Consider the following 26040-nt stretch of genomic DNA (forward strand, 5'->3'; position numbering starts at 1 on the left):
GGCAGGCCTCGTGATTTGCCTCCGGGCGCAGACGAGATGGTACTGCCTCTGCCGCCTCGCGTTCCACTTTCGGTCACCGTGGGACGAACCCGACTTCGGTTCGCCCCACGAGCCTGGCCTCAGCGGTCGTCCTGCTCGAACGGCGAGGACGCGGCGCCCGTACCGCTCGCGCGCACGACCTTCAGGCGCTGCCGCACCGACGTGCCCCCGGCGACGACCGTGACCAGGTACTCGCCGGGGCCCACCGTGGGCGCCTGAGGCCGACCCTGCAGGGCCTGGAAAGCGTTCTGGCCGGGAGGCGAAATGGCCTGGATGATCTGGAACGCGACCTGGGGGTCGGTAATGCCCGCCTGCGCTGCGCGGCCGGCCGCGCCACCGGCACCGCCCCCGCGTGGCATGGCGGCCTGCTCACCGGGCCGCGGATTGAAGCGATCACCAGCGAACGCGGGCGTGGGGCCGGATGCCGCGCCGCCGACGCCGAACGCCTGCATCATCTGATTCATGTCGCCACCCTCGACCATACGCCGGAAGTTGGCGACGGCCGCGGAATCCATGCCTGACTTCAGCAGCGAGTCGAACACGAAGGCCCGCCGATTGGCAGCCACCGCGGAGTCGCGGCGCTGCGAGGGACTGAGCGGCCGCGGGGGCGGCGCCTTGCCCCGGAAATCCCAAACGACCTTGTGCACCCCGATCCCGGACGGGCCGGTGAGCGTGCGCAGCGTGTCGCCGGTGACGTCCTGGATATAGATGCGCGTCGCGGTGTTGCCGCGCTCTGTCAGCCGATAGGTGATCTCAGCGCCATAGGTCGGAACCGGTTGAGCGAACCACATGTGACCGTACGACGCGCCACCCGGGCCCTGGCCTTCGATCGGCGGATCGCCCCACTGGAAAGCGATGCGTGGCTCATAGACATGTACTGCGGTTGCCACGACCGCTGGCGTCTCCTGCTGCAGCGGCAGGATGTCGACGATCCAGACGCCACGTCCATGCGTGGCGGCAATGAGCTCGTGGTCGCGCGGATGGATCTTGAGATCGGTCACGGGGACGGTTGGCAAGCCGGTCATGAACCGTCGCCACGACACGCCACCATTGGACGACGCATAAGCGCCGACATCGGTTCCGACGAAGAGCAGGTTCGGGTTCACCAGATCCTGCTTGATGACGTGCACGAAGTCGGGGCCACCGGTGGGCAGGTTCGCGGCGATCGACACGAAGCTCTTGCCGTAGTCGGTGGTGCGGTACACGTAGGGCGCAAAGTCGCCGACGCGATGATTGTCGAACGTCACGAACCACGTCGAGGAGTCGTGCGGGGACGGCTCGATTTCGCTCACATACGCGTTGGCCGGCAGGCCGGGGAAGTTCTTCGAATGTTCGTCCCAGCTGCCGCCATCGTTCCGGCTGCTCCACACGCGCCCGTCATCGGTTCCGACATAGAGCAGCCCGGGCCGCAGCGGCGACTCGGCGAGCGAGACGATCGTGCCGTACGTCTCCGCGCCCGTGGCGTCTGGGGTGATGCCGCCCGTGGCTCGAGTGGAGACGCGGATCTTCATGGTGTCCGCGTAGCTCAGATCCGGCGAGATGGGGAACATCTCGTCGCCGCGTTTCGTGGACTTCATCACGCGGTTGGCACCGAGGTAGAGCGTAGTGTTGCTGTGCGGTGAGATGAAGTACGGCGTGTTCCAGTTCCAGCGGAGATCGAGGCCGGCCGAGTCGGCTTTCTGGCGCGCGCGCAACTCGGCGATGCGCTTCCTGATCGCCGAGGATTCGCGCACGGTCGTGTCGCCGCGCGCGACGATGATCGAGTCTTCCCACGCCTGCCAGGTGGCACGCCATGTCGGCTTGGCCAGCGACGTGCGTTCACCGGTGCGCATGTCCACACGTCCGACGTTGCCGCCCTGCGTCTCGGAATACGCGATGTGGGCTTCCACCGGATCCTGCTGTGTGACGAAGCCGTCGCCACCGCTGAGCGTGGCCCACATCGCGTTCGTGATCACGCCGCTCCGGCGGCGCGAGGGGCCGCACCACGATCCGTTGTCCTGCAGCCCGGCACAGACGCGGTAGGGCACCTGCATGTCGAACGACACGTTGTAGGGCTGGGCCAGCGTGAACGTGTTGGGGAACACGTAGCTGCCGCCCTGGTCAAAGCTCACGCCCACGCCGCCGTCGTTGCCGACGATCATGCGTTCGGGGTCGACCGGGTCGATCCACATGCCATGGTGATCCACGTGCAGACCTACGGTCGCGTTCATCGCCGTCTTCCCGCCGTCGTTGGACACCTTCACCGGCGTGGAGGACCAGTACACGCGATCGGGATTCTTCGGGTGCACGCGAACCTGCGAGTAATAGAAGGGCCGCGTGTTTTCGTTGTTCGTGCGCGTCCATGTGGCGCCGCCGTCGGCAGAGCGGTAGAGTCCCGACGGTCGCGTCTGTGGCGCCTTCTTCGGCGCGTTGCGCGGCTGTGGATTGGCCGCGGTGTCGGCTTCGACCATGGTGTAGATCACGCGCGGGTCCGATGGTGCGATCGCGATGCTGATGCGGCCTTTCATTGTTTCCGGAAAGCCGCCGCCCTTGATCTCGGTCCACGTGCGACCGGCATCGGTGGACTTCCAGAGCGCCGATCCAGGGCCCCCCGACTGCAGGGAGTACGGGCTCCGTACGCGTTCCCAGCTCGCGGCCCACACCACGTCGGGGTTCGACGGATCGAGTGCCACGTCCACCACGCCGGCCTTGTCGGAGACGAACTTGACCAGCTCCCACGATTGGCCGCTGTCCGTCGTCTTGTACAGGCCGCGCTCCTTGTTGGCGTTCCAGATCGCGCCCACCGCGGCCACGTACACGATGTCGGGGTTGGTCGGATGCACGACCACGCGGCCGATGGCCTGCGTGCGCTCGAGGCCCATGAGCTTCCATGTGAGCCCGCCGTCGTTGGACTTGTAGACGCCGCCGCCGGGCGAGATCGAGTTGCGCGAGTTCGCCTCGCCCGTGCCCGCCCAGATCTGCATCGTGTCACTGGGCGCGATGGCGAGGTCGCCCATCGAGATCACGCGCTCGCGGTCGAAGACCGGGCGCCACGTGACGCCGTTGTTGGTGCTCTTCCAGATGCCACCGGCCGCGGCGGCGAGGAAGAACGTCTTGGAGGGCGACGGAATGCCTTCGACGTCGGAGACGCGACCGCTGGTGTTGGCCGGGCCGACGTTGCGCCACTTGAGCGCAGCGATGGCGAGCGTGTCGCCGTCGTACCCGTTTATCTGTGCAGAGACCACGGGCGTGGTGGTGCACAGGAGTACGCACGCGGCGGCGAGTCGGAGCGCGGGATGAGACATGTGACGGTGGCGAGGTGGGGAGACCGCGCATGAGTGAGCGCGCCGGATTCTATGTGGGGGCCACAAGCATGGGGAGGGAATGCCGTGCGGGGCCACGGGTGCGGGCGCGGGACCAGCCAGCGGTCGCTGGGGAGTTTGCGCTGTGGGGAGGATCCTGAGGGTCTACGCGCGACCGGCTGGGGAGTGGTCGGACATTCGCGCAAGTACGGCATCGACCTGTGCTGCGTCGTTGCCTTCTCCAGGCTTTCTCAGCGATGGCAGATAACCGGCCTGTTTGGCCGTGGTGCGATCGTGTGTTGATCGTGGTACAGCGTTCGCGTTGCTCCGGTCGCGCTTCCTCCGCGCTGTCGTTCTCGAGTGATGCTCTCCATCATAGAGTCTTGTGCGCCGTTCGGGCGCAGCATAAGAAGTCGACCGGCGTTCTGGTGACCAACGCCCAAGGTGATGGTGGTGTGGGACTTGGCCGCCATCTTCCTGAGGCAGGGCGCAGGTCGTATGCTGCGGATGGCGTGCTGGATAAGACCTTCGACGTGCGGCGAAGGGTTTGCAGCGCAGCCCAATACACGTTAGACCGAAGCACACCCTCTTGCGAGGAACTCACGATTGCCGATGTCCCGTTTCCTCTTCGCGAGACTGAACCTCATCGCCGAGTACGACGACAAGCGGGCGTTCGTCCTGAAGGGGCTCAGTGGCCACCAGACCCGCAAGGTGCGATCGCACTTGTGGGGATTCTTCGAGGTCGAAGAGCTACCCGACTTTCCTGACTACGTAACGGGCTACCTCACGAAGCTCAAGCCGCTGTATGCCGAGGAGGTCGGGAATCTCGAAACTCATCAACTTGGCACCTCCGACGTAGCGAACCTAGCGGTAGCGAAGTCTCGCTTCTTTCTGCATATCCGGACGGGTATCGTCGCGTACCATGTGATCTCAAACCACGTTACGCGGCCGGTGTTCGAGGAGCAGTTTGCGCGGCTCTTCGAAGAGGGGCACCAGAAGTTCTTTGTGTCCGCGGACCTGCAGACTATTGAGGCACGCGAGAGCTTCATGAAAGCGCTCGCATCAATGGAGCGCGTTGCCTTCCTCACACTCGAGCTGCATCCAACGAACCCATCTTTCTCGGAGATCTATCGAACGGTGGACGAGCGCCTAAAGCGGATTAAGGCGAAGTCCTACCGCGAGGAGATCGCCGCCTCCCGCGAGGGTCCAGGCCTGGTAGTAGGCGACGATGAGGATGTCGCGCGAAAGGTGACAATGGCTGAGGACGGCTATGGCCGGGCAGTCGCGGTCGGGACGCGCAACGGGAAGCGCTCCTCGATCGCCACAAGCCAGAATCCTGTCTCAACCCACGCGGATACCCGAGAGCGATCAGCGGGCCAGATTCTAGGTGCGATTGTGGACGACTTCGCCGCCCTGTTTCGGAGGATCTCCGAGTGAGCCGCCGTCTCGGGATGCTCATCGGCATCGACGTCATCGCCGCACTCATTGTGCTTGCCGTGCTGCTTGCCTCACTGCCGACGTTCGTGCCCGTTCAGGTCGCCAAAGAGTTCTTCGGCGTGAGCGCTTCGGTGCTGTCAATCGTGTTCTCAGTATTTACGGCAGCTCTCGCGGTGATCATCTCGTCCCCCGACGACAAGTTTGTGCGCTGGCTTGAGTCTGAGGGGATCTATAGGGACATTCTGTTCGGATTCAAGTCTACTCTTCTCGCGCTCTTCACTGCCCTTGTCTCAAGCATCGGCGCGTTTTCGTGGACCGTGTTTCAGATTGAGGCTGGAGTGCGACTTCAACATCGGTCGGGGCTTCTAATTGGCTCCACCTTGCTCGCCTATGCTTTGGTCGCAACGTTGCTCAGCACGCTAGCCGCGATTCGGCATGCTCACGCGAGGGCGGACTTCCTGCGCGGCTCGGTCTAACGGCAGTTGGTGACCGACGGCCGTCTAGGGAAGCTGGTGGGCGGCCGCACCTTATCGTACCTTTCGGTACGGCGCGGCCGCCCACCTGCATCTTATTGAATCGGCCGCGGCACAACTTGACGTTAGGCGGCCCCCTGAGGCAACTTGACCAACCCTGCGCGAAGCCACTTCGCGAGCTTTGCCTCCGTAAGGCGCCCGTCGGCCAGTGCGACCATGTGCGCGACCACGTCGGCGTCGGGCGCGACGAAGTCCCAGCCGTTGAGCCCCAGGAAAATGACCGCCACGAGGAATGCGATGCGCTTGTTGCCGTCGTTGAACGGGTGGTTCCGGGCCAGTCCGAAGGCATACGCGGCGGCGAGCGAGGCATGATCGACGCGTTTGCCGTAGGCCAGCTTGTTGCACGGCCGCGCCAGGGCGCTCTCGAGTGCCCCCTCATCCCGGAGACCAGGCATGCCGCCATGCGCGCGCAGCTGATCGAGATGCACCGCCTCGACGAGCGCGCGTGGAACCCAGCGAGGCTCGCGCACGCCGCGTTACTTCGCCAGTTCGCGGAGGGCGTGCCGGTACCGTTTCGCGGCGCGCGCCGCGAGCGCCAGGCCGGCTTCGATGGTGGGATCGTAGGGCGTGAGCAGAATCCCGTTCTCGGTCTCGATCGCCAGCATCGAGTCGCCGACGGCGAGGTGGAGACGGTCGGCCATATCTTTCGGCAGGGTCGCGCCGACGGACCCGCCGACTTGCCGGAGTTTGATGGGACGCACCATCTTGCAAGGTAGCACACCCGTGCTACTGCGCCAAGGAGCCTCCAGTCCATTGTTGCAGCTGACGGCGGAGCTATGGAGGGCGCTGAGGCACTCGCCGCGCTCGTGTCCACAGTGCGAAATGCCCCATTCCGCCGCAGCACCCTGCGTCGCGATGGCGCGTTTCGGCAGTGGACCAACGGAGATCTCCACGCGCGCCTTGAGCCGACGGAAACTGGCCATCGACTGCGATCGAGTACGCGCAAGGGTGAGGGGCCGGTCCTTCTGCGGCTGGGCGCCGCGGCCTTCGCTCTGTCGACGATGATGGCGGCGGCGATGCCGGTCGCCCCGGGCTGGGCCACCATCGGACTCACCGCCTTCTCCGGCGTGGTCGGCCTGGCGGGGCTGTCGGTCCTCGCACTTCGCCTGCCCCGCTGGGCCCGAGTGCGCGCCGCGCAGATGGAACAGATTGGAGTGCGCTTCGCCGCCTTGACCGAACAGAGGTCACTGCCCGCGCATCCCTCTGCGGGAGCCCGGGACGCGGTCGGCGATGCGTCGCCCGTGCTGGCAGCCACCGGGCGCGACGGGCTGACGTGAGCCTTGGGGCGGGGCGCTGAGCCTCGGCGCGGGTCCCCACCTAAACGCTGAGAGCCCACCTGGCGTAGACCCGTTCTCCGGACGCTTTACACTTTTGGGTGTGGAGGTCCGTTGGCGCCCCTTCAAGTCGCTCGCGCCAACAACGGAAACCCGAGCTGGCGCGCACGCACCCCTGCCTCCACCAACCGACGCTCGGCGGACTTGAGTCCGGCGCGCTGTAGCTCCGGCGCACACTCGGTCACGAGCCACACGCTGGCGTAGGCATCGAGCCCGTCGAGACGGTCCACGGCACGCGCGAACACGTCCTGCGCCACGTTCGGATGACCGCCAGCAATCGCCATGCGCACCGCGAACGCGTCCACGAGTTCGCGGCCGGGGAACCACCAGTCCGGACGCGCATCAGCGACCAGCGCACTCGTACGCGCCCACCGCTGCTGCGTCGACGCCGACGTCGGGCCACCATTGCTCAATGCGGCGCCCGCCGTCGCGGCAAGCTCCATCCACGCCAGATCGAGGTCGCGCGCTCGCCGAGCCACGGCATCGAACTGCGCCTGCGCCCGATCACGATCACCGCCGTCCCTGAGGAGCCGCGCGCCATCGAACAGCGTGCCGATGCGCTCGGGCTCGTCTTCCATGGTCGTGAACAGTCGCTCCGCGTCACCAAGCCACTGGCGCGCCTCGTCATGATTGCCCTGGCGCGTACGTACGACGCCGAGCGCGCGGGAGATGCGTGCCGCGAGCGGGGCGTGATGGCTCGCGCGCGCCCGTTCCAGCGCCTGCACGAGCAGGTCCTCACCTTCGGACGACGCCTCCTGACGACACAGCGCCTCGCCAAGCACCTGCAGCGCGCGTGCGTCGTGCGTCGCGTGGGGACGCGCGCGCTGGCGTTCCAGCGCCTGACGCAAACGTGGCAGGCCCAGCTCGGGTGACTCCGCCAGTTGCGCGGTTCCCAGCTCAAGCATGGCCTCGGTGACGATGGCGTCGTCGCCGTGCGCAACACCCAGTTCGAGCGCCCGGCTCGCGAAGTGCTCGGCCATCGGCCAGTCGGCACGCTCGGCGGCGCTGGCGGCAGCGGCGAGGGCGCTCAGCGCCTCTTCGCGCGGGTGCACGCTGGCGGCGTCGTCGACGAGTCGTCGCAAGGCGTCCATCGTGTCGCCGGAGAAGGCGCCGCGCCGCTGCCGGATCCACGCGCGGACCCGGCGTCCGCGGATCGCGGTCGCGTCTACGGGTTGGCGGTCGAGCCACTCGAGCGCGAGGTCCGCCTGGGCCTCGGCCTGCGCGAGCCGGCCGGCCTGCAGCGCCACCTCGGCGTGCCGGACGCGGATGGTCGCGAGGTCTGCTGACGAGGGGGCGTGGCGCTGCGCGACCAGCAGGGCGGCGATGGCCGCGTCGTGAACACCGGTACCTAACGAGCGCTCCGCCGCTGCGCGTGCGTAGGCAAAGGCGGCGGCATCGTTGCCGGCGGCGTGGTAGTGGCCGGCGATCGCGTCCACCGAGGACGGGGCACGGAGTTCCATCACGCGAGCCGCAAGGTCGTGCACCTGCTGGCGCTGTCGCTCCGCCATCCCGCGCACACAGGCCTCGACGAGCAGCGGGTGGCCGAAGGCGTAGCGTCCTTCCGCGGGGTCTCCGACCGCCACGAGGATCGATGCGCGTACCGCTTCTTCGAGGGCGAGTCGCGCCTGGCCCTCAGGGACGCCGGTGACCGACACCAGCAGCTCGACGGTGAGGACGTTCTGCAGCACGGCGGCCGACGACAGGATGCTGCGCGAGGAGCCGGAGAGCCGATCGAGTCGTCGATCGAGCACCCAGCCGATACCGCTCGCCACGTCGCGCGGCCCCGGTTCGCGCCATTCCCACCGCGTGCCGCCGTACCAGATCGTGCCGTCGTCGCACCCGGCGCGCAGCAGGTGGAGCACGTGCAGCGGGATCCCTTCGGCGTAGTCATGGATCCAGCGCGCGACGTCGTCACCGGGGGCCGCATCGCGGAACACGAGCCGGATCCAGCGTCGCACTTCGTCGAGCCCAAAGCGCCGCAGCGTCACATGCGTGGTGCGCGCGTGCGCCAGGATCCGTCGCCGCCACTCGACCGCGCCGGGATGCACCTCGGGCCGCATGGTGTGGATGACGAGGAGGTGCTCGTCGTCCACCGCGGTGAGCAGGGCGTCGAGCACGGCCCAGCTGGCTGGCGTGGCGAGGTGCATGTCTTCGAGCACGACAACCAGCGGTCGTTCCCGCGCCGCTCGACGGACCACCGCGGTGATCTCCTGCTGCAGCAGTGTCGCGTCGGGCTCCTCGTCCTCGACGTCGGCCGGCGCCAGTTCGCCCGGCACAAGCGCAGGCAGCGCGCGCCAGGCGCGATCATGCACGACGCCGGCCTTGGCCAGCGCGCTCACCACCGCGGGCCACGGCGCGAGCGGTCCGCCGGAGCCGTCGGCGGTCGTGATCCCGGTGGCAAGGAGCCCGTTGCGCAGTCGCACCTCGGGCTCGAGCTGCCTGACGAGTGCGCTCTTTCCGACCCCGGCTTCGCCGGAAATGCCGACGAGCCGAGGTTCGCCACGCGCGGCGAGGTCCAGCTGAGCGACGACGGATCGCAGCTCTTCTTCGCGGCCGGTGAACACGTCGAAGTCCAGCCCGTGTCGCGCGCGCGCCGACTCACCGTGGTCGGCCACCACGACGCGGCCACCGCCTTCGCTTCGCGCACGGAAGAGCGCCCGATCGCCGGCGGCGAGCAAGGCTTCCACCGTCTCGCCATCACCGGGCGCCACCGCCACCGCGACCGAGGCGACCACCACGAGCGTCTCGTCAGGCGCGTGGCGCAGCGCGCAGCGCAGTCCACCCACCGCGTCTCGCAGCCGCTCGGCGACCTCCGTCGCCACGTTGACCGTGGTCTCCGGCAGCAGGACCACGAACTCGTCGCTCCCGCGACGGCCGATGAGATCACCGGTGCGCACGCCGCGTTGCAGCACCTTGGCCACGGCCCACAAGACGTCGTCGCCCTGCAGCCGACCCCAGGTCGCGTTGACACGCGCAAAGTCGTCGATGTCGACGATGAGGATGGCGACATCACCTTCAGGTCCGCGTCGCGCGCCGAGTGCCGCACTCGCGCGCGCGCTCCAGGACACGAAGTCGGCCGCACCGGTGAGTGGGTCGTCGGCCAGCGCGGTCGCGTTGCCCTGCGGCGTGACGGGAACGGCAACCGAAGACGTCACGCCGGGGATGGCGACGCCCTCGCGCACCACGTCCTCGAACACGCGGAAGACGGCGGGGTCGAACTGTCGCCCCACATCGCGCCGCATGACCTCGATCGCTTCGTCGCGGGTCAGCGGATCCTTGAAAGCGCGCCGAGCCAGGAGCGCATCGAACACATCGGCCACACAGAAGATGCGTGCCGCCAGCGGGATCTCCTCGCCGGCGCGACCGTGCGGATAGCCCGACCCGTTCCAGCACTCGTGATGCGACTCGACGATGGGCCGCACTTCCCAGGGGAAGTCGGTATCGGCGAGCAACTCCGCGCCTGCGGCGGGGTGCCGCTTCACGGCCGACCACTCGTCCGCGGTGAGGCGCCCGCGTTTGTTGAGGATTGCCGGCGCGATCGCGAGCTTTCCGAGGTCGTGCAGGTACGCACCGACCCGGTAGCCGAACAGTGCCGTGGGGGCGATACCCATGCGGCGTGCGATCTCCACGGTAAGGTCGGCCACGCGATCGACGTGACCCGCGGTATCGTGATCGACTGCTTCGAATCGTTGGGCCCAGTGCCGGGTCACGTCGAGGAACGTGCGTTCGAGCCGCCGGAGTCGTCGGGCGCGTTCCACCGAGCCGGTCTGCCCAAGGAGCCGGGCCAGGCTTCGGTAGGCATGGTTGAGTGCGCCAAGCGTGCGACGATGGTCGGGGCGACGGGCCAGGACCTCGGTGCGCTCGCAGGCCAGCTCGCCCAGCAGCATGGCGTCGTCGAGGGCATGCGCCTGGCGCTCGGCGTCCTCGAACAGCCGGAGCGCGCGATCGAGGTCGCCCAGCTCGCGGGCGACGATGCCCGTCATCGCCACGCTTTCGGTCGCGAGCCCCGGATGTTCGGCGCGCCGCGCCATGTCGAGCGCGCGCTCGGCGGACACGCGGGCGCGCTCGACGTTGGACCGGTCGATCGCCATCTGCGAGCGCACCAGCTCGAGCCGGGCCAGCGATGGCAGGTCACTCGCCCGCTGCGCCCGCGGCAGTGCGTCCGCCAGCGCCTGCTCGGCGGCATTCCATCGTTTGAGATCGACGTAGAAGCGGGCGAGCTGCAGCTGTACCCGCACCGTGTCGGCGTCATCCCCGCGTTCGCGGAAGCCCGCGGCCGCGGCTTCGAGCTGGTCGAGGCTCGCGCCCCAGTCGTCGCGCACGAGCGCGACCGAGGCAAGGTGCTCGCTGCCTAACGCGACGAGCCAGCCCTGCCCCGCCGCCGCGGCCCGCACGCCCATTTCGCGGAAGTCGGCTTCGGCGTCGTCCAGCGCGCCCGCTTCGCACGCCAGCCGACCGCGCAGCTCCAGCGCCTCGGCGACGATCGCATCCATGTCGCCAAAGTCGGGGAGCGCAAACACGGCCTCGAGACAATCCCGCGCTTCCGCGTTCCGACCCGACGCCACGAACGTCCGGGCGATCTGCAGGAGCAGCGCAGCGACTGCAGGCGGTGGGGCGTCGTGATCGAGTTCCCGCATCGCGCGCTCGTAGTATTCGCGAGCGGCCTGAAACTCACCTCGCGCTTCAGCGAGGCGGCCGGGGTCCAGGGAGTGCGGATCGAGACGCGATGGCATTTCACGGTTCAGCAAGGCAACTATAGACGATTCACGGCGGCCCCGGTTGCGGAAGTCGAGTGCCGCGCGGGAGTTACGCCAGACCCCTCTGTGTATGCGTGTCGTTTCGCTCTGTCCGTCGCTCACCGAGCTCGTCTTCGACCTGGGGATGGGCCCCGCGCTCGTCGGCCGCACGAAGTTCTGCGTGCATCCTGCACCGGGGGTGGCCAACGTGGAAACAGTCGGCGGGACAAAGACGCCCAAGGTGGCCCGTATCATCGACTTGCGTCCCGATATCGTGCTCATGAACGACGAGGAGAATCGTCGGGAAGACGCCGGGGCGCTGACCGCGGCCGGAGTTCGCGTCCACTCGACCATGCCGATCACCGCGGAGGAGACGGCCGCCATGGTGCGATCGATCGCTGATGCGCTCGGCGCCACCGATGCCGGAGAGGCGGTCGCGCGCGACATCGAGCGGCGGGCGGCGCGCGTGCGTGCGGCCGCGACGTCTGCGCCGCACGTCGACTATGCGTACCTCATTTGGCGCGAGCCCTGGATGACCGTGAGCGACGACACCTTCATCGCCGGGCTCCTGGGCATGGCCGGCGGCCGCAACGTCTTTGCTGACGCGAAAGACCGATATCCCACGATCACGCTCGAGCAGCTCGCAGAACGGTCGCCATCGGTGGTGTTGCTGTCGAGCGAACCGTTTCCGTTCGCTGAAAAACACGTCGACGAGCTGTCATCCACGCTGGGCTGGGAGGTGGGCCGCTTTCGACTGGTAGACGGCGAGCTGCTTTCGTGGCACGGTTCGCGGACGCCCCGGGGAATCGACTACGCCGAATCCGTCATCGCGGCGGCGCGGTGACGAGTGGCGCACATGGCGGCCCGCGTGGCTGCGGGCCGTCCAGCGATTCGCGCGCGTCATCCCATCGCGCGCGGCCCGGTCGGCAGGCATCGCGATCTTCGTCGTCCCGACACGCCCGAGCAGTCATGATCCGCGCCGCCCTCCTGCTTGCCACGCTGTACGCGCTGCCACTTGCCGCGCAGGCGCCCCCGATGCGCATCGATCACGAGCGCGTGCGGCCGCGCGTCCACGTCTTCTCGGGATTCCTGAACGGCAACGTGCTGGTGCTCGAGACCAACGACGGACTGCTGATCGTCGATGCGCAGAGCGGCAAGCGGGTCGGCGCCCTGGACTCGGCCATCACGAATGTGACGAAGGCGCCGGTGCGATGGGTGGTGAACACCCACTATCACGCCGACCACACCGAGGGGAACGCGTGGTTCCGTGCCCGAGGGGCGCGCGTGCTGGCGCACCGCAACGTGGCCATTCAGGCGGCGAAGGACACGACGATCACCGACCGTGACTGGCACCGCACGCCGTTGGCCGACTCGGCGACGCCAACGGATGCCTTCGACGATCGGCGCGAGCTGAAGATCGGGGGCGAACGCGTGGTCGTGCTGCATCCGCGCGATGCGCACACGGACGGCGACGCGATGATCTGGCTTCCCGCGCAGAACGTGCTGCACATCGGCGACATCCTCGAGGTGGGCGCGCCGCCGTTCATCGATTGGTGGGCGGGTGGTTCACTCGAGGGCATGGTGCGCGCCATCGACGATGTGCTCGGCTGGGTCGACGCGTCCACGGCCATCGTGCCCGGGCATGGTCCGACTTCAACCAGGGACGACCTCGTGCGCTATCGCGCGATGCTCGTCACGGTGAGTGAGCGGGTGCGAACCGGGATCGCGAGCGGCGTGGCGTCGGACTCACTGGCCGAACGTGCCGTTGCCGGTTTCGAGAGCCTGCTGGGTGGCACGCGGCGCGCAAGCGAGCTGTCCCGGCAGCTGATCTACGGGTTCTCGAAGGGACGGAAGTAGCCGAGCTCAGCGCCTGAAGAGGTACGACAGCTTGACGAAGAACCCGTCGCGTACGCGCTCGAAGTGCCGAAAGCGGAAGGCATCGGGCTCGGTGAGCGAACTGCCATAGCCGGCAAACACCACCGTGCCGGGGCTCGGGACATAGCTGAACAGCCAGTCCATGCGGAGGTCACGCGTGGCCGTTGCGGTTGCGCGGCGGTAGGTGGCTCCGTTGAGGATGGCGAGCGGCAGTTCGGTGGCGGGATCGCGCAGGGCGTCGCGCGTTCGGTGGTCATATTGGCCCACGAAGCGCAGGAAGAGTGCGCGGCTCAGCTGATACTCCAGGCGCAGGCGCGGCACGCTGGCACGCGAAAGCGTGGTGCCGTCCCGAGAGCGCGTATAGTGCGAATAGAGGTACGATCCGGTGAGGCGCATCTGATCGGTCGGCCGCAGGTCCACCTCGCCGGTGAGGTCCACGCGGCGCGCGGTGGACGTCTCGAAGAACTCGATGTCGCGTCCGATGAAGCCCGTGAACCGCCCGGTCCAACGCTCGAACTGCGGTGTGTTGAGCCGGAGGAGGACCACGGCGGTCGGCGTTCGGCGCGACGGCGTGAACGCTGCTGTGTCGATGGCGCCGCCGGTCGCGGGGCGCAGCACGCGATAGCGGGCGTAGGTGCGCGTGTCAAACAGGAAGGTCTCGCGCACCGGCGTCACGCTCAGCACCCAGCCGCCCCGGATATTGAAGACATTCTCCGCCTGGATCTTGGTTTCCTGCACGCTCTTGCCATCGCGGAACCGATCGAAGGTCCAGAGCCAGTCGAAGCCTTGCCGAATGAGATAGCTCTCGATGAAGTCGCCCGGCTTGCCGAACCACGAGAAGCGGTTGTACGCCGTGGTCGACACGAAGTCGGTGCGGGGGACAAAGCCGGCCGCGGCGCGGAAGTCCTCGCCGATGCCGCTGAACGTGTAGCGATAGCCGTAGCGCAGGCCGGTGCGGTTGGCGCCGAAGTCCCAGAGGGGTGCGGTGCGCGTGTCGCCACCGGCCGGGTCGCGCGTAGCGCTTCCCCCGAGCGAGGCATTGAAGCTGTAGGCGCCCTTCCAGACCAGGCGGGTGTCGGCCACGCCTACTCGGCTGAAGCCGTCGCCCTCGGTGCGATCGGTGAGCGTGAGCCCCATCGTGGACGCCTGGAACACGTCACGACGCAGACGCAGGATATTGAACAGCGGACGGTCCTTCCCGTCTTGTGAGGCGTCGTCGCTGTCCAGTGCGCCCATGTATGCGACGCTCGTGCGACCGAAGCGCCCGGTGAGCTTGGTCGCGAGGTCCGGCTGCAGGATCTGTCGTGTGTACACGAGGTTGTTGGGCGCATCGAACTGCTCGATGCCGTCAATGAAGAACGGGCGCCGCTCGGGGAAGAACAGCGAGAAGCGTGTGTCGCCCGGTACCTGTGCCGCGTCGGCCTCCACCTGGGAGAAGTCCGGACGGACGGTCGCGTTCATCGTCAGGTTGGGCACGATGCGCCACCGGAGATTGCCACCGAGGTTGGGCTTTGACGTGTACGTCCACTCGGGAGTCGGTGCGCCGTTGAGCGACTCGGTGAGTTCGGGGTTGAGCTCCACCACGGCCTCGCGGCGCAGGTCATGCAGGCCCCGGAGCGTGCCCGATTGCACGAGGAAGGATGCCGCGCCGCGACGTGCCGGTGTCCATGTCTGCTGGTAGCCGGAGTGCTGGACAAATCGCACGACCTGCAGCGCCCAGTCCTGCAAGTTCGTGCCCTGGAATCGAAGGCTCTTGAGCGGAATGGCCACCTCGAGCTCGTAGCCGGTGTCAGTCACGCGCCCTCGTGAGGCAAACACAAAGTCCGGGCTGAGATCGATGAACGCGGGCGGGTTGCCGCCAAAGGTCTGGCCGCGGGGCTGCGGTGGGCTGAACCCCTCGGTGCGAACACCGTCAGCCTGTGCGCCCAGCGGGTTGATGCCAAACACGAATGCGCGTCGCCGGTCGTTGAAGGGATCGATCAGCAGCTGGATGTAGTCATCCATGTCGATCTTGTCGCGCGCGGCGAGCGTGGCATGTACCGAGCCGTGTGTCTCGTGCGCGACGACGCCGAAGTAGACGTGGGTCGACGAGTACCAGACCCTCACTTCCGTCGAGTCGTGCGCCTCGCGCCCGTCGATGGGCAGATACGCCGAGAACCCGGTGAGCAGGGCGGCGCGCTGCCAGACGGGCTCATCGAGCACGCCATCCACGGACACGCTATCGTCGAAGCGGGGCACCTCGGCGACCAGGCCGCCGCGGCGGCCGTGATAGGTGCGATCCTGTGCGTGTGCGGACAGGGGCGCGGCACTCGCAACCGCGAGCAGGAAAACGGCGAGACGCACGTGAGCGGGAGGTAAGGGGAGCGCCGCGATCAGCCGTCGGTCCGGCTCCAGCGGAAGAAAATCACCGACAGACCAACGAACGCGACGGCGGCGCCCGTCATGGACATCAGGACGCCAGCCAGTTGATGGTCGTCGCGCGAGGAGAAGCCGGGGAACGGCGGCGCGAGTTCATAGATACCGTAGAGCGGTCGTTCCGCGTTCACCATGAACCCCACGAGCCCGAACATGACCGGCGAGAACATCAGTCCGGCCACGAGGTAGAGCATACGGAGCGGCGGCACGAAGCGAGGCCGTTCCGGGGCGGGGAGCAGGATCGGCCACCAGAAGAGCACACCGCCAGTGAGCCAGAGCAGATCGATGACCATGGAGCCAAGTTGGGCGCGCACGGGCCCGAGGGTACTGCTCATCAGGCCATCGACCACCGGTGGCAGGTGCGTGAGGAGCACGAGCGAGTTGAAAGCGATCAGGGCGGGGATGGGTCGCGTGAGCCGTTCGAGGATGCGCGAGCCGCCGGCGAGACGGGCCGCGTCAGGGCTGATTCCCGCCAACAGCGCGGCCGGCGCCAGCAGTCCGATGAGCAGGAACTGCACCATGTGGACGCTGGCCAGGTACCCGGCGCCTAACGCGCCGATGGGCCAGTCCAGCGCCAGCCAGAGGAGCACGAGGCCAAGCACCGTCAGCGGATGCATGGGCGGCGCGACCGTGCCCGTTCGGCGCGCCCCGGCCCGGTTCCACCGCGCGATGCCGACGGCGAGCAGGATGATGAAGAGCCAGACGCCTGGATAGGCCGTCCATGTCCAGGTCCAGGCCGTGTCCCTGGCGGAGCACCAGAACTGCATGTCGTCGCTAGGGTTGGCGGGCCGCGGTCAGCTGGGCGTCGAGGTCGGCGTATGCCACGACCATCGGCGCGATCACGTACTCACCAGCCCTGGCGAAGCGCAGTCGCAGGGGAAACGACTCCCCGGCGATCGGCTTTCGCGTCAGGCCCATGAGCATGACGTGGGTGCCGCCCGGCAGCAGCTCCAGGCGCGCTCCTGGTGCGAGCGGAAGCGAGGCCACGTGTTCCATGCGCATGGTGCCGCCGTCCCGACGCGTGGCGTGCATCGCGGCGCTGGCGGCGTCGGGGCTCCACACGCCGGTGAGCGTGTCGGCCTCACCGTTGTTCTGCACGACGAGATAGATCGACGCCTCGCTCGTCGAAACCGGGGCGGCCATCAGCGCGGCGCGGACTTCGATGGGTGGCGCCTCCGGGATGTTCGCCGCTCCGATGGTCGCCGGTGGCGGCCCGGTGCGCGCCGCGCTCGTGGGCACCTCACCACGCGCCAGGCGTGGGAGGTCGTTGGCCCAATCCTCCTGCCGGATTCCAAACGGATACTCGATGCGCGCCTGGTCATCGAGGCCAAACGCAATGACCTGCGCGCCGTGGCCCACCAGGTAGTTTGCCGAGTCGGCGCCGGGGGGGATTTCGATGCGTGCCGGCGCGATGCCGAGCGACACCTGCAGTTGGCCAAGCGCCTCGGGTGGGGCCGTGAGGCCGACGAACGTCGGGTCGAATGCGGCCAGCCACTCCTTGAGGCGCTCGGGCGTGTCGCGCGCCGGGTCCGTGGTGACGAACAGGAACATGACCTTGTCGCGCACTTCGAACGGCATGGTGCGCAACACGGCGGCCACGTTGGCTGCGTGGAGCGGGCAGACGTCCGGGCAGTGAGTGTAGCCGAAGAACAGCAACGCAACCTTGCCCGCCGTCTTCACGCGCAGGTTCCAGGGTTGCCCGTTGACGTCGGTGAACGTGAAATCGGGCTTCTCGAGCGGTGGGGTGAGCAGCACGCCGCGGAAGGCGCTGGCGGCCTCACGGCCAGGCATCGCGCCACGATCACAGGCGAGGCCGGCGGCCAGGGCCACGAGCAGGAGGAAACGTCGACGCATAAGGGGCGCTGAGGGGCTGCCATAAGCTAACCCGGTGCCGCTGGTTGGCATTGGGAGCCGGCCGTACCTTCCGGCGTCCCTCCCACTGCACATGCCGACCGCCCTTCGACGACCGCTGTTCCTGCTGGCCCTGCTCACGGTGGCGGCATGTCACCGAACACCGGCGACGACCACGGTGATCCTTGTTAGGCACGCCGAACGCCCGCCGGGCACCGACCCGGATCTCAACGCGGCCGGACGTGCGCGCGCCGAGTCGCTGGCGGTGTCCCTGGCACGCAGCAACGTCTCGGCCATCCTGCACACCCAGTTCAAGCGGGCGCAGCAAACCGCTGCACCGCTGGCCACACGGCTTGGCGTCGTCGCCGAAGTCGTGGCTGCGACCGGTACGGAGGCGCAGCACGCGCAGGCGGTCGTGCAGCGCGTGCAGGGTCTCGTCGGGCAGACGATCCTGTATGTCGGTCATTCCAACACGGTGCCCGCGGTGATCCAGGCCCTGGGCATCGCGCCACCGCCGGCGATTGCCGATACGGAGTACCAGCACTTCTTCGTGGTCACCCGGGTCGGGAACGGTCCCGCGACGCTCGTGCGCGTGCGCTACGGTCAATAGCGCGACGGGTTCGTTGTCAACGGATATTCCGTGTTTCGAGGTGCGTGACTCGCCCATTCAGGGGTCGGGTGGCTTTGCCGTACGCGTCATTCCCGCCGGAACGCGGATCGTGGAGTACGTCGGCGAGCGGCTCACACCGGCGGAGTCGGAGGCACGCTACCCTGACGTGCCCGGCGTGCGGCATCACACGTTCCTGTTTGCGATCGATGACGACGTGGTGATCGATGCGGCGGTCGGCGGCAACGAGGCGCGCTTCATCAATCACTCCTGCGAGCCCAATTGCGACGCGGTGATCGAAGACGGGCGCATCTGGATCGAGAGCCTGCGCGACATCGCGCCCGGCGAGGAACTCGCGTACGACTACGCCTACATCCTCGACGAGCGCCACTCGCCCGCGGCCAAGCGCCGCTATCCGTGCCAGTGCGGATCGCGCGCGTGTCGGGGGACGATCCTCGGCAAGAAGCGCTGACTAAGCATCCTCGCGCTGCCGGCTGCGCGCTTCCTGCTGTCGCCCGAGCCAGAGTCCGACACCGAGCCACGCGAGCGAGAGCGGGACCGCCACGAGCGCCTCACCCGCGGCCGTGACACCAAGGCGTGCCAGCCCCGCTGTCGACCAGGCACCGATCTGGTCGCCGAGCCGATACACAAAGGTGTCGATGAAGTTCTTGGCCTTGTACTTGTCTTCGCGGGAGAGCACGGTGTAGAGCACTTCGCGCGTCGGCCTCGCCACGGCAAACTCGCCGCTGCGCCTGAGCACCTGGAAGACGACGAATACGGCGATCGTTGGCACCGCGCCGAGCGTGGCAAAACCGATGACCGAGAGCGCGGGGAGCAGCGTCAGCGTGATGGCCACGCCGAGCAGCTTCACGATGCGTCCGGTGAGAAAGACCTGGGTCAGCAGGGTGAGCACGTTCACCGCGAGATCGAGCTGTGCAAAGAACGCGGTGCGGGCGCCCGCGTCTGCGTAGGCCCGGTCGGCGAACGTCGCCTGCTGCAGATACAGCGTGGTGGACCCGATGGTGAAGAGGACCATGTACGTGCAGATCCCCAGGAGGTACGGCGAAGACACGACGTGCGACACGCCGGCGAGCGTGCCACCGCCGATGACCGCGTCGTGGTCGCCCGAACGACGGTCGGCCGTGGCTCCCATGTGCCGCCCGAGCGCCAGCACGGACTGCGTGCTCAGTTCGAGCAGGGCGATGGATACGAGCAGCAGGGTGATCGGGCCGAGGGCCTGCGCGAGCGAGGCCGTGACGATCGATCCGACGATGCCGCCCAGCGTGCCACCGAACCCGATGAACCCGAAGAGTCGCTTGCCCTGCGCGCTGGTGAAGACGTCCGTCATGAAGGACCAGAACACCGACACGACGAACAGGTTGAACACCGCGGTCCACACAAAGAAGACGCGGCCGGCCCAGAGGGCGTGTTCGGGCCGCATGACGCGGAACACGATGAAGAAGATCGCGAGGTTGGCGACGAAGAAGCGGTTGGCCCAGGGGATAAACCGTCGGCGTGGGAGCCGCGCGACCAGTGCCGCAAAGGGCGGATGCACGGCCAGCATCGCGACCAGCGTCGCGGTGAACAGCCACGGGATGTTGCGCACGCCGCCGGCCACCCCCACCTGCTCGCGCAGCGGCCGGATGATGTAGTAGCTGGACAACACGCAGAAGAAGTACGCGCAGGCCAGGAGCATGACCCGGACTTCCCCTGGGCGCACGTCAACGATGCGCTGCAGGAGCCGCTCGAGGGGCGTGGCCGGAGCGATGGGGACGGACGGTCGGTCGGAGTCGGGCACGGTCGACGGGTGGGTTCCGGAGCCCCGTCAACCTACGGGTCGGGTCGCGGAGGGACTACCCGCCCGTCGCACCCGCGGACTCGGTTGACACGAGGGTCGCGGCGTCGCAGCGTGCGGGGCCTTCACCTCTCTCGCCATGCGTCTTTCTCGCGCTGTCGCTGGCCTCGCTGCGTTGCTCCTGCCTTCCGTGGTCACCGCTCAGGAAGGCGCGCGCACGGCATGGGACTCCCTTGCCCGGTCGATCTTCGAGGAACTCGTCGAGATCAACACGCAAGGCAGCACCGGGAGTACACTCGCCGCCGCGCAGGCCATGGCGGCGCGGCTCAAGGCGCACGGCTTTCCGGACTCCGACGTCGTCGTGATCGAAAACGCGCCGAAGAAGGGCAATCTCGTCGCGCGACTGCGCGGTCGGGCCTCGGGCAAGAAGCCGATCCTCCTCCTCTCGCATATCGATGTCGTGGAAGCGCGGCCCGAAGACTGGACGCTCCCGCCATTCGAGTTCATCGAAAAGGACGGCACGTTCTACGGGCGCGGCGTCGCCGACGACAAGGACGAGGGTGCGATCGGCCTCACCAACCTGATCCGCCTCAAGCGGGAGGGATTCGTGCCCGACCGCGACATCGTCGTCGCGCTCACCACGGACGAAGAAGGCGGGCCCGCCAACGGGGTGGACCACATCCTGAAGAATCGTCCGGACCTGTTCGACGTGGAGTACGCCTTCAACGAGGGCGGAGGCGGCCGCGTCGGGCCGGCCGGTAAGTATGTGTCGCACGACGTGCAGGCGAGCGAAAAGAAGTACCAGATGTTCACGCTCGAGGCGACCAACCCGGGCGGGCACAGCTCCGTGCCGGTGCGGGACAACGCGATCACCGAACTCTCGAAGGCCCTGGTCAAGGTCGGCGAGTTCGACTTTCCCGTGCACCTCAACGAGGTGACGCGGGCGTATTTCTCGCGCCTGTCGCAGACGGTGGATCCGGAGCTGGGTTCCGCGATGCGCGCGGTGGTGGCCAACCCCGGAAATGCGGCCGCGGTTGCCCGGGTCTCGCGCGACCCGCGCTACAACTCGCAGATGCGCACGACCTGTGTGGCGACGATGCTGGACGGCGGCCACGCCCCGAACGCGCTGCCGCAGCGGGCGCGCGGACACGTGAATTGCCGCATCCTGCCTGACGAGTCACCGCAGGACGTGAAGGCCGCGCTCGAACGCGCGATCGCCACCGACAAGGTAAAGGTGACCATGGAGGGCGAGGCGCGGAACTCGCCGCCGTCGCCACTCACGAAGGACCTGATGTCCGAGATCGAGCGCGTCACCAGGGAGATGTGGCCCGGGATCCCGGTGATTCCCACCATGAGCACCGGCGCGACCGATGGCGTGTACCTGCGCTCGTCCCGGATCCCCACCTACGGCGTCTCGGGCCTGTTCTACGGCGAGACGTTTTCGCACGGCATGAACGAGCGGATCCCGGTGAAAGGGTTCTACGACGGCCTCGAGTTCATGTACCGACTCGTCAAGGGCGTGTCGTCGACGGTGAAGGTCGTGCAATAGGTTGGTGCTGGCGCGTGCCGAGCGCGGGACCGGACCGGGTATCATTCACGCGCCCTCCTGACCACGTTCCTCACTCGTGACGTCCTTCACTCCGCCTTTCACGCGCGATCCGGCCACCGGGTCGGGATCGAAGTCCGCGCGGTCCGGTGTGGTGGTCGTCGTAGGGCGAGCCGCGCAGCTGGTCCTGCAGTTCGGCCTCGCCATCCTCCTGGCCCGACTCCTCTCTCCCGAGGACTTCGGTGTACAGGCCATGGTGTTTCCGGTCGCCCTCCTCGTCCAGGGGATCGCCAACAGCGGACTGCAGAGCGCGATCATCCAGCACGAGTCGCTGGACGACGTGCAGGCGAGCGCACTCTTCTGGGCCTCCCTGCGATGGAACGCCCTGCTGTGCGCGGGCATGGCGGCGAGTGGCGTCCTGCTCATGGCGATCAACCGCGAGCCGCGCGTGTTGCCCGTTACCATCGCGTGGGCCGCCATCACACTCGGCGCCACGCTTTCGGCGATCCATGAAGCACTGCTCAAGCGGCAGTTCCGCTTTGGTGCGGTGCTCGGTGCGCATCTCACGGGGCTCGTCCTTTCGATCGGTGTGGCGGTGGTGGCCGCGCGGCTCGGTGCGCGTCACTGGGCGATCATCCTGCAGATGGCGGTGGTGGAGTTTGTGCGTGTCGCGATCGTCTGGCGCCTTCTCCCGTGGCGCCCGCTCTCGCCGGTGCGCCTCGGGCCCGAACGACACGCGGCGTCGGCCGAATTGCGGGCCTATTGGCGCGGCTTCGCCGGTGCACGATTCATGGGATGGATGAGTGAACAGGCCGACCGCATCGCGGTGGGTGTGATGGGCGGCGCCGCGCCGCTTGGCCTCTACGACTTTGCCAGGCGCTGGGGACAGTTCGCGTTCGTGGAGGTGTACACGCCGCTCTCAGAGGTTGCGATCGCCACGTTGAGCGCCGTGCGCCGCGATGCCGAGGCTCAGGCCACACAGGTGCGCAACGCCTTCCTGCCCGTCCTCGCGATCTCGCTGCCCATCCTGGGCTTCTTGTTCGCCGAGGCGGATGGCGTGCTGCTGTTCCTGTTTGGGGCGCAGTGGGTGCCCGCGGCGCCGGCCATGCGCGCGATCGCCGTCGCCACCGCGGTCGGCAGCATCGGGCGCCTGGCGTATTGGGTCTCGCTCTCCACCGGGCAGACCACGCGTCAGTTCCGCTGGACGGTGATCATCACACCCGTATTTCTCGCCGGCATTCTCGTGGGGGCGCGATGGGGTCCCTTCGGCGTGGCGGTGGGGTTCGCCGTCGCCAACCTGCTCACGTCGATTCCCGGCGTGTTCTACCTGCTGGCGACAACGAGCCTGCGCGTGCGTCCGTTGCTGGCGACGTGGACGGTGCCAATGCTGGCAGCTGTTGGGGGCGTCGCTGCGCTGCGTCTGCTCGATCCCTCGTTGCCCTCGAGCGGGCGCCTGGTTGGACTGGTGGAGCGCGGATTCGTCTTTCTGGCAACGTACGTCGTGCTCTGGCTCCTCATCCCCGGCGGTCGAGGGATGCTTCGCGGACTCCGACCCTCTGCGCGCGCGACCTGATCGTCGAATCGCTCGCGAGGATCTCAACACGGCCTGAGACGCGCCGGCGCGGGCCGCGGTCAGGGATCGCCTCACGCACGCTTCCCGGCGCCTGTGCACGGCGCCACGTTCCAGCGGCAAGCGTTCGTCCACCCACACCGTCGTTCCATGCGCCGTCTCCTCGCCGTGACGTGGTTCAGTTGCGCGCTCGCCGCGCCTGCTGCTGCACAGTCCCGTCCCGCCATTGCTCCCGCCGACTACGGCAAGTGGGAGACCCCGGGCCCGGCGTCGCTCTCTCCGGACGGTCGGTGGATTGCGTACACCGTGCAGCGTGTGGACGAACAGGTGGAGGTGCGTGTGCGTCGGCTCGACCGCGACTCCACCCTCGTCATCGCCAACGCGTCGGCGCCGGTGTTCAACGCCGACTCGCGGTGGCTGGCATACACCGTGTCGCCAACGCCGGCGGAACGGGAACGGCTCGAACGCGACCGGAAACCGGTGCGCACGTCCACGGGTCTGCTCGAGCTCGGAACGCTCGCGCGCCACGCGCTGGCCCAGTCATCGTCCCATCGGTTCAGCGCCGACGGACGCCATCTCGCGGTGCGATTGGTGCCGACCGACGCGGCGAAGCGCGACGCGGCAGATCTGCTCGTGCGTGACCTGGCCGCCGGTACGAGCCAAACGATCGGCAACGTGGCGAGCTATGCGTGGTCCGATCGGGGGGCCCAGCTCGCTCTTGCGCTGGAGACCGACGGGCAGGCCGGCAACGGCGTGCAGCTGCTGGACGCTGGCAACGGACGTTTGCGGACGCTGGCCTCGTCCACCGATCGGTACCGCGGCCTGGCGTGGCGACGGGGCGCGATGGACCTGGCGGTGCTGCGCTCCCAGCCCACCAACGGCTACCGTGACAGCACGAACGTCGTCCTCGCCTGGCGCGGCGTGGGATCTGCCAGCGAACGTCGCTTCACCCTCGATCCGGCGGGCGGTCGTGGGGTGCTGGCGACGTTGCGCGTCGCCGAGCAGCGCAAACCCGAGTGGCGCCGCGACGGCCGAGGACTCGCGATCGGCCTTCGGCCACGCCTCGTCACGGCCGACACGGCATCGCCGCGCGAGAAGGCCTCGGACGTGCAGGTCTGGCACGCGCGAGACGTGCGTCCCATCCCGATGCAGAAGGTGCAGGAGCAGGCGGATCTGCGACGCACCTTCTATTCAGTCTGGTGGCTCGACGACGATCGGGTGGTGCAGATCGGCAGTGCGCTCGCCGAGCAAGTCACCGTCGCGGACACCGGCAACGTCGCCCTGGAGACCAACGCGGAGCGATACGCCTTTGGCCAGATGTTTGGTCGGCCGCAGCGCGACATCGATGTGGTCGACCTGGCCAGCGGGCAGCGGAAGCGTGTGCTCAGCGGAACGCGGTTTGGGGCGCTGCCCAGTCCCGATGGGCGCCGCGTGGCCTGGTTCAGCTCAGGGCAGTGGCGGTTCACGGACCTGGTCACCGGCGCCACCCAGGCGGCCACCACACCGGCGGGCAGCGGTTTCACGGATACCGAAGACGACCATCCGGTGCCGGAGCGCGGACCCTGGGGCAACGCGGGCTGGTCGTCCGACAGCCGCTGGTTCATCGCCTACGATCGCTACGACGTCTGGCGGCTGGCCGCGGACGGCTCGCGTGCCGAGCGCCTGACGAGTGGTGCGGCAGAGCGCCGGGTGCATCGCGTGCTTCGTACGGAACCGTTCGACCAGCGTGGCCCGCTGGACCTCGCGCGCCCCGTCTACCTGCAGGTTGCCGGTGAGTGGAGCAAGGAGAACGGCATTGCGCGTCTCGTTCCAGGGCAGGGCGTTCAGCTCGTTGCGAGTGGCGCGGCGGCATTCTCACGCTTGCTCCGAGCCGATAGTGCGGCGACCGTGGCGTGGGTGCGCGAGCGGTTCGACGAACCGCCCAACTGGTATGTAGCGACACCGGGTCCCGCGGGCGCGGCGCGCCGCGTGAGCGATCTCGATCCGTTCCAGGCCGACTACGCGTGGGGACGCGCCGAGCTGGTGGAGTTCAGGAGTGACTCGGGGCGCGTGCTGCAGGGGGTGCTGTATTACCCGGCCAACCACGACCCGTCGCGGAAGTACCCGATGATCGTGAACACGTACGAGCTCATGAGCGGTGCGATCCACAACTATGTGCCGCCTTCGGAGCGCTCGTACTACAACCGCACGGTGTGGACGAGCCGCGGCTACTTTGTCTTCACGCCCGACGTCGTGTTCCGCGCCGGCGATCCCGGTCGCTCGTACCTCGAGTGCGTGATTCCGGCGGTCCGCGCGGTGATCGCCATGGGTGTGGTGGACTCAGCCCGCATCGGACTGGTAGGGCATTCGTGGGGCGGCTACGAAGCGGCGTACGCGCCCACGCAGACCAATCTGTTCGCGACATCGATCGCCGGCGCGGCGATCACCAACTTTCTCTCGTTCCCGGGCGCGTTTCACTGGACGCCGGGCATGCCGGAGCTGGATCACTGGGAGACGGGGCAGGCGCGCATGGGCAAGGCGCCGTGGGAGGACTTCGAGGGCCACGTGCGCAACTCGCCCGCCGCGTTCGTGGACAAGCTGCAGCGCCCGATGCTCATGATGTTTGGCGACGCGGATGGCACCGTCGATTGGCATCAGGGCGTCGAGTTCTACAACTTCGCGCGCCGCGCCGGCAAGGAGGACTTCGTGATGCTCGTCTATCCCGGCGAGGATCACGGTCTGCGAAAGAAGGAGAACCAGGTGGACTACCACCGGCGCATCCTCGAGTGGTTCGGCCATTGGCTCAAGGGTGAGCCGGCGCCGGCGTGGATCCGAAGCGGTGTCGCGTGGCAGCGGGCGGCGGCCGGGGCCGAGCGATGAGGCCACCGACATAGCACATCAACGTCTTGCCCGGTGTGCATCGCGGATCGTCCGTGGGGACGTGATGCGTCCGCTGCCCGAACGCATCACGCTCCGGCGGCTGCACCACCGGTGGCGTTGGTCGACGCGATGGTCGGCGCGTGCCTGGTGGCGTCCACAGAT

18 protein-coding genes are annotated in these 26040 nt (G+C 68.0%); 10 read left to right on the plus strand and 8 right to left on the minus strand.

Going from position 1 to position 26040, the window contains the following annotated elements:
• Nucleotides 1–119: 119 nt before the first annotated feature.
• Nucleotides 120–3323 carry a hypothetical protein gene (locus tag IT361_06575; GenBank protein MCC6317343.1) on the minus strand — a complete coding sequence of 1068 codons (3204 nt, stop codon included), beginning with the start codon at nucleotides 3321–3323 and terminating at the stop codon, nucleotides 120–122.
• A gap of 609 nt (nucleotides 3324–3932) precedes the next feature.
• Between IT361_06575 and IT361_06580 the strand changes: the two genes are divergently transcribed.
• On the plus strand, nucleotides 3933–4757 hold the full coding sequence (locus tag IT361_06580) for a hypothetical protein (protein ID MCC6317344.1): 825 nt from the start codon (nucleotides 3933–3935) through the stop codon (nucleotides 4755–4757).
• A complete protein-coding gene (locus IT361_06585; GenBank protein ID MCC6317345.1) occupies nucleotides 4754–5233 on the plus strand; it encodes a hypothetical protein in 480 nt (159 codons plus the stop codon). The genes IT361_06580 and IT361_06585 overlap by 4 nt, the downstream gene beginning before the upstream one ends.
• A 122-nt stretch (nucleotides 5234–5355) precedes the next feature.
• Here IT361_06585 and IT361_06590 read toward each other — a convergent pair whose 3' ends face one another.
• On the minus strand, nucleotides 5356–5760 hold the full coding sequence (locus tag IT361_06590) for a type II toxin-antitoxin system death-on-curing family toxin (GenBank protein MCC6317346.1): 405 nt from the start codon (nucleotides 5758–5760) through the stop codon (nucleotides 5356–5358).
• 6 nt (nucleotides 5761–5766) lie between these two features.
• Nucleotides 5767–5991: an AbrB/MazE/SpoVT family DNA-binding domain-containing protein gene (locus IT361_06595; GenBank protein ID MCC6317347.1), complete on the minus strand. Its 225-nt coding sequence runs from the start codon at nucleotides 5989–5991 to the stop codon at nucleotides 5767–5769.
• 114 nt (nucleotides 5992–6105) lie between these two features.
• Between IT361_06595 and IT361_06600 the strand changes: the two genes are divergently transcribed.
• Nucleotides 6106–6567: a hypothetical protein gene (locus IT361_06600; protein ID MCC6317348.1), complete on the plus strand. Its 462-nt coding sequence runs from the start codon at nucleotides 6106–6108 to the stop codon at nucleotides 6565–6567.
• Between the two features lie 122 nt (nucleotides 6568–6689).
• On the opposite strand, the gene IT361_06605 is transcribed toward IT361_06600, so the two are convergent.
• Entirely contained in the window at nucleotides 6690–11357 is a 4668-nt protein-coding gene (locus IT361_06605) for a diguanylate cyclase (GenBank protein MCC6317349.1), read from the minus strand.
• A 94-nt stretch (nucleotides 11358–11451) separates the two neighbouring features.
• Between IT361_06605 and IT361_06610 the strand changes: the two genes are divergently transcribed.
• Together IT361_06610 and IT361_06615 are read left to right on the plus strand one after the other, a co-directional pair.
• Nucleotides 11452–12204 carry an ABC transporter substrate-binding protein gene (locus IT361_06610; GenBank protein MCC6317350.1) on the plus strand — a complete coding sequence of 251 codons (753 nt, stop codon included), beginning with the start codon at nucleotides 11452–11454 and terminating at the stop codon, nucleotides 12202–12204.
• Nucleotides 12205–12329: 125 nt separating this feature from the next.
• Nucleotides 12330–13217, plus strand: a complete 888-nt coding sequence (locus IT361_06615) for an MBL fold metallo-hydrolase (GenBank protein MCC6317351.1) — start codon at nucleotides 12330–12332, stop codon at nucleotides 13215–13217.
• Nucleotides 13218–13223: 6 nt separating this feature from the next.
• On the opposite strand, the gene IT361_06620 is transcribed toward IT361_06615, so the two are convergent.
• Genes IT361_06620 through IT361_06630 form a run of 3 tightly spaced genes read right to left on the minus strand, consistent with a single transcriptional unit; the run spans nucleotide 13224 to nucleotide 17504 of the window.
• On the minus strand, nucleotides 13224–15578 hold the full coding sequence (locus IT361_06620) for a carbohydrate binding family 9 domain-containing protein (protein ID MCC6317352.1): 2355 nt from the start codon (nucleotides 15576–15578) through the stop codon (nucleotides 13224–13226).
• 29 nt (nucleotides 15579–15607) lie between these two features.
• Nucleotides 15608–16417: a cytochrome c oxidase assembly protein gene (locus IT361_06625; GenBank protein ID MCC6317353.1), complete on the minus strand. Its 810-nt coding sequence runs from the start codon at nucleotides 16415–16417 to the stop codon at nucleotides 15608–15610.
• A gap of 7 nt (nucleotides 16418–16424) precedes the next feature.
• The gene (locus IT361_06630) at nucleotides 16425–17504 is read right to left on the minus strand and encodes an SCO family protein (GenBank protein ID MCC6317354.1); all 1080 of its coding nucleotides are present in this window, start codon (nucleotides 17502–17504) and stop codon (nucleotides 16425–16427) included.
• A gap of 91 nt (nucleotides 17505–17595) precedes the next feature.
• Between IT361_06630 and IT361_06635 the strand changes: the two genes are divergently transcribed.
• Together IT361_06635 and IT361_06640 are read left to right on the plus strand one after the other, a co-directional pair.
• Nucleotides 17596–18111, plus strand: a complete 516-nt coding sequence (locus IT361_06635) for a histidine phosphatase family protein (GenBank protein MCC6317355.1) — start codon at nucleotides 17596–17598, stop codon at nucleotides 18109–18111.
• A gap of 40 nt (nucleotides 18112–18151) precedes the next feature.
• The gene (locus IT361_06640) at nucleotides 18152–18580 is read left to right on the plus strand and encodes an SET domain-containing protein-lysine N-methyltransferase (protein MCC6317356.1); all 429 of its coding nucleotides are present in this window, start codon (nucleotides 18152–18154) and stop codon (nucleotides 18578–18580) included.
• Here IT361_06640 and IT361_06645 read toward each other — a convergent pair whose 3' ends face one another.
• On the minus strand, nucleotides 18581–19876 hold the full coding sequence (locus IT361_06645) for an MFS transporter (protein ID MCC6317357.1): 1296 nt from the start codon (nucleotides 19874–19876) through the stop codon (nucleotides 18581–18583).
• A gap of 166 nt (nucleotides 19877–20042) precedes the next feature.
• On the opposite strand from IT361_06645, the gene IT361_06650 reads away from it, so the two are divergent.
• The 3 genes from IT361_06650 to IT361_06660 all read left to right on the plus strand — a co-directional run bounded on the left by IT361_06650 (nucleotide 20043) and on the right by IT361_06660 (nucleotide 25878).
• Nucleotides 20043–21452, plus strand: coding sequence for a M20/M25/M40 family metallo-hydrolase (locus IT361_06650; protein ID MCC6317358.1), 1410 nt, complete (start codon nucleotides 20043–20045; stop codon nucleotides 21450–21452).
• Between the two features lie 76 nt (nucleotides 21453–21528).
• Entirely contained in the window at nucleotides 21529–23022 is a 1494-nt protein-coding gene (locus tag IT361_06655; GenBank protein ID MCC6317359.1) for an oligosaccharide flippase family protein, read from the plus strand.
• A 147-nt stretch (nucleotides 23023–23169) separates the two neighbouring features.
• Complete coding sequence (locus tag IT361_06660) at nucleotides 23170–25878, plus strand: prolyl oligopeptidase family serine peptidase (protein ID MCC6317360.1); 2709 nt, start codon at nucleotides 23170–23172, stop codon at nucleotides 25876–25878.
• The last annotated feature ends 162 nt before the right edge of the window (nucleotides 25879–26040 follow it).

The sequence above is a fragment of the Gemmatimonadaceae bacterium genome (assembly GCA_020846935.1).
GTDB lineage: Bacteria > Gemmatimonadota > Gemmatimonadetes > Gemmatimonadales > Gemmatimonadaceae > RBC101.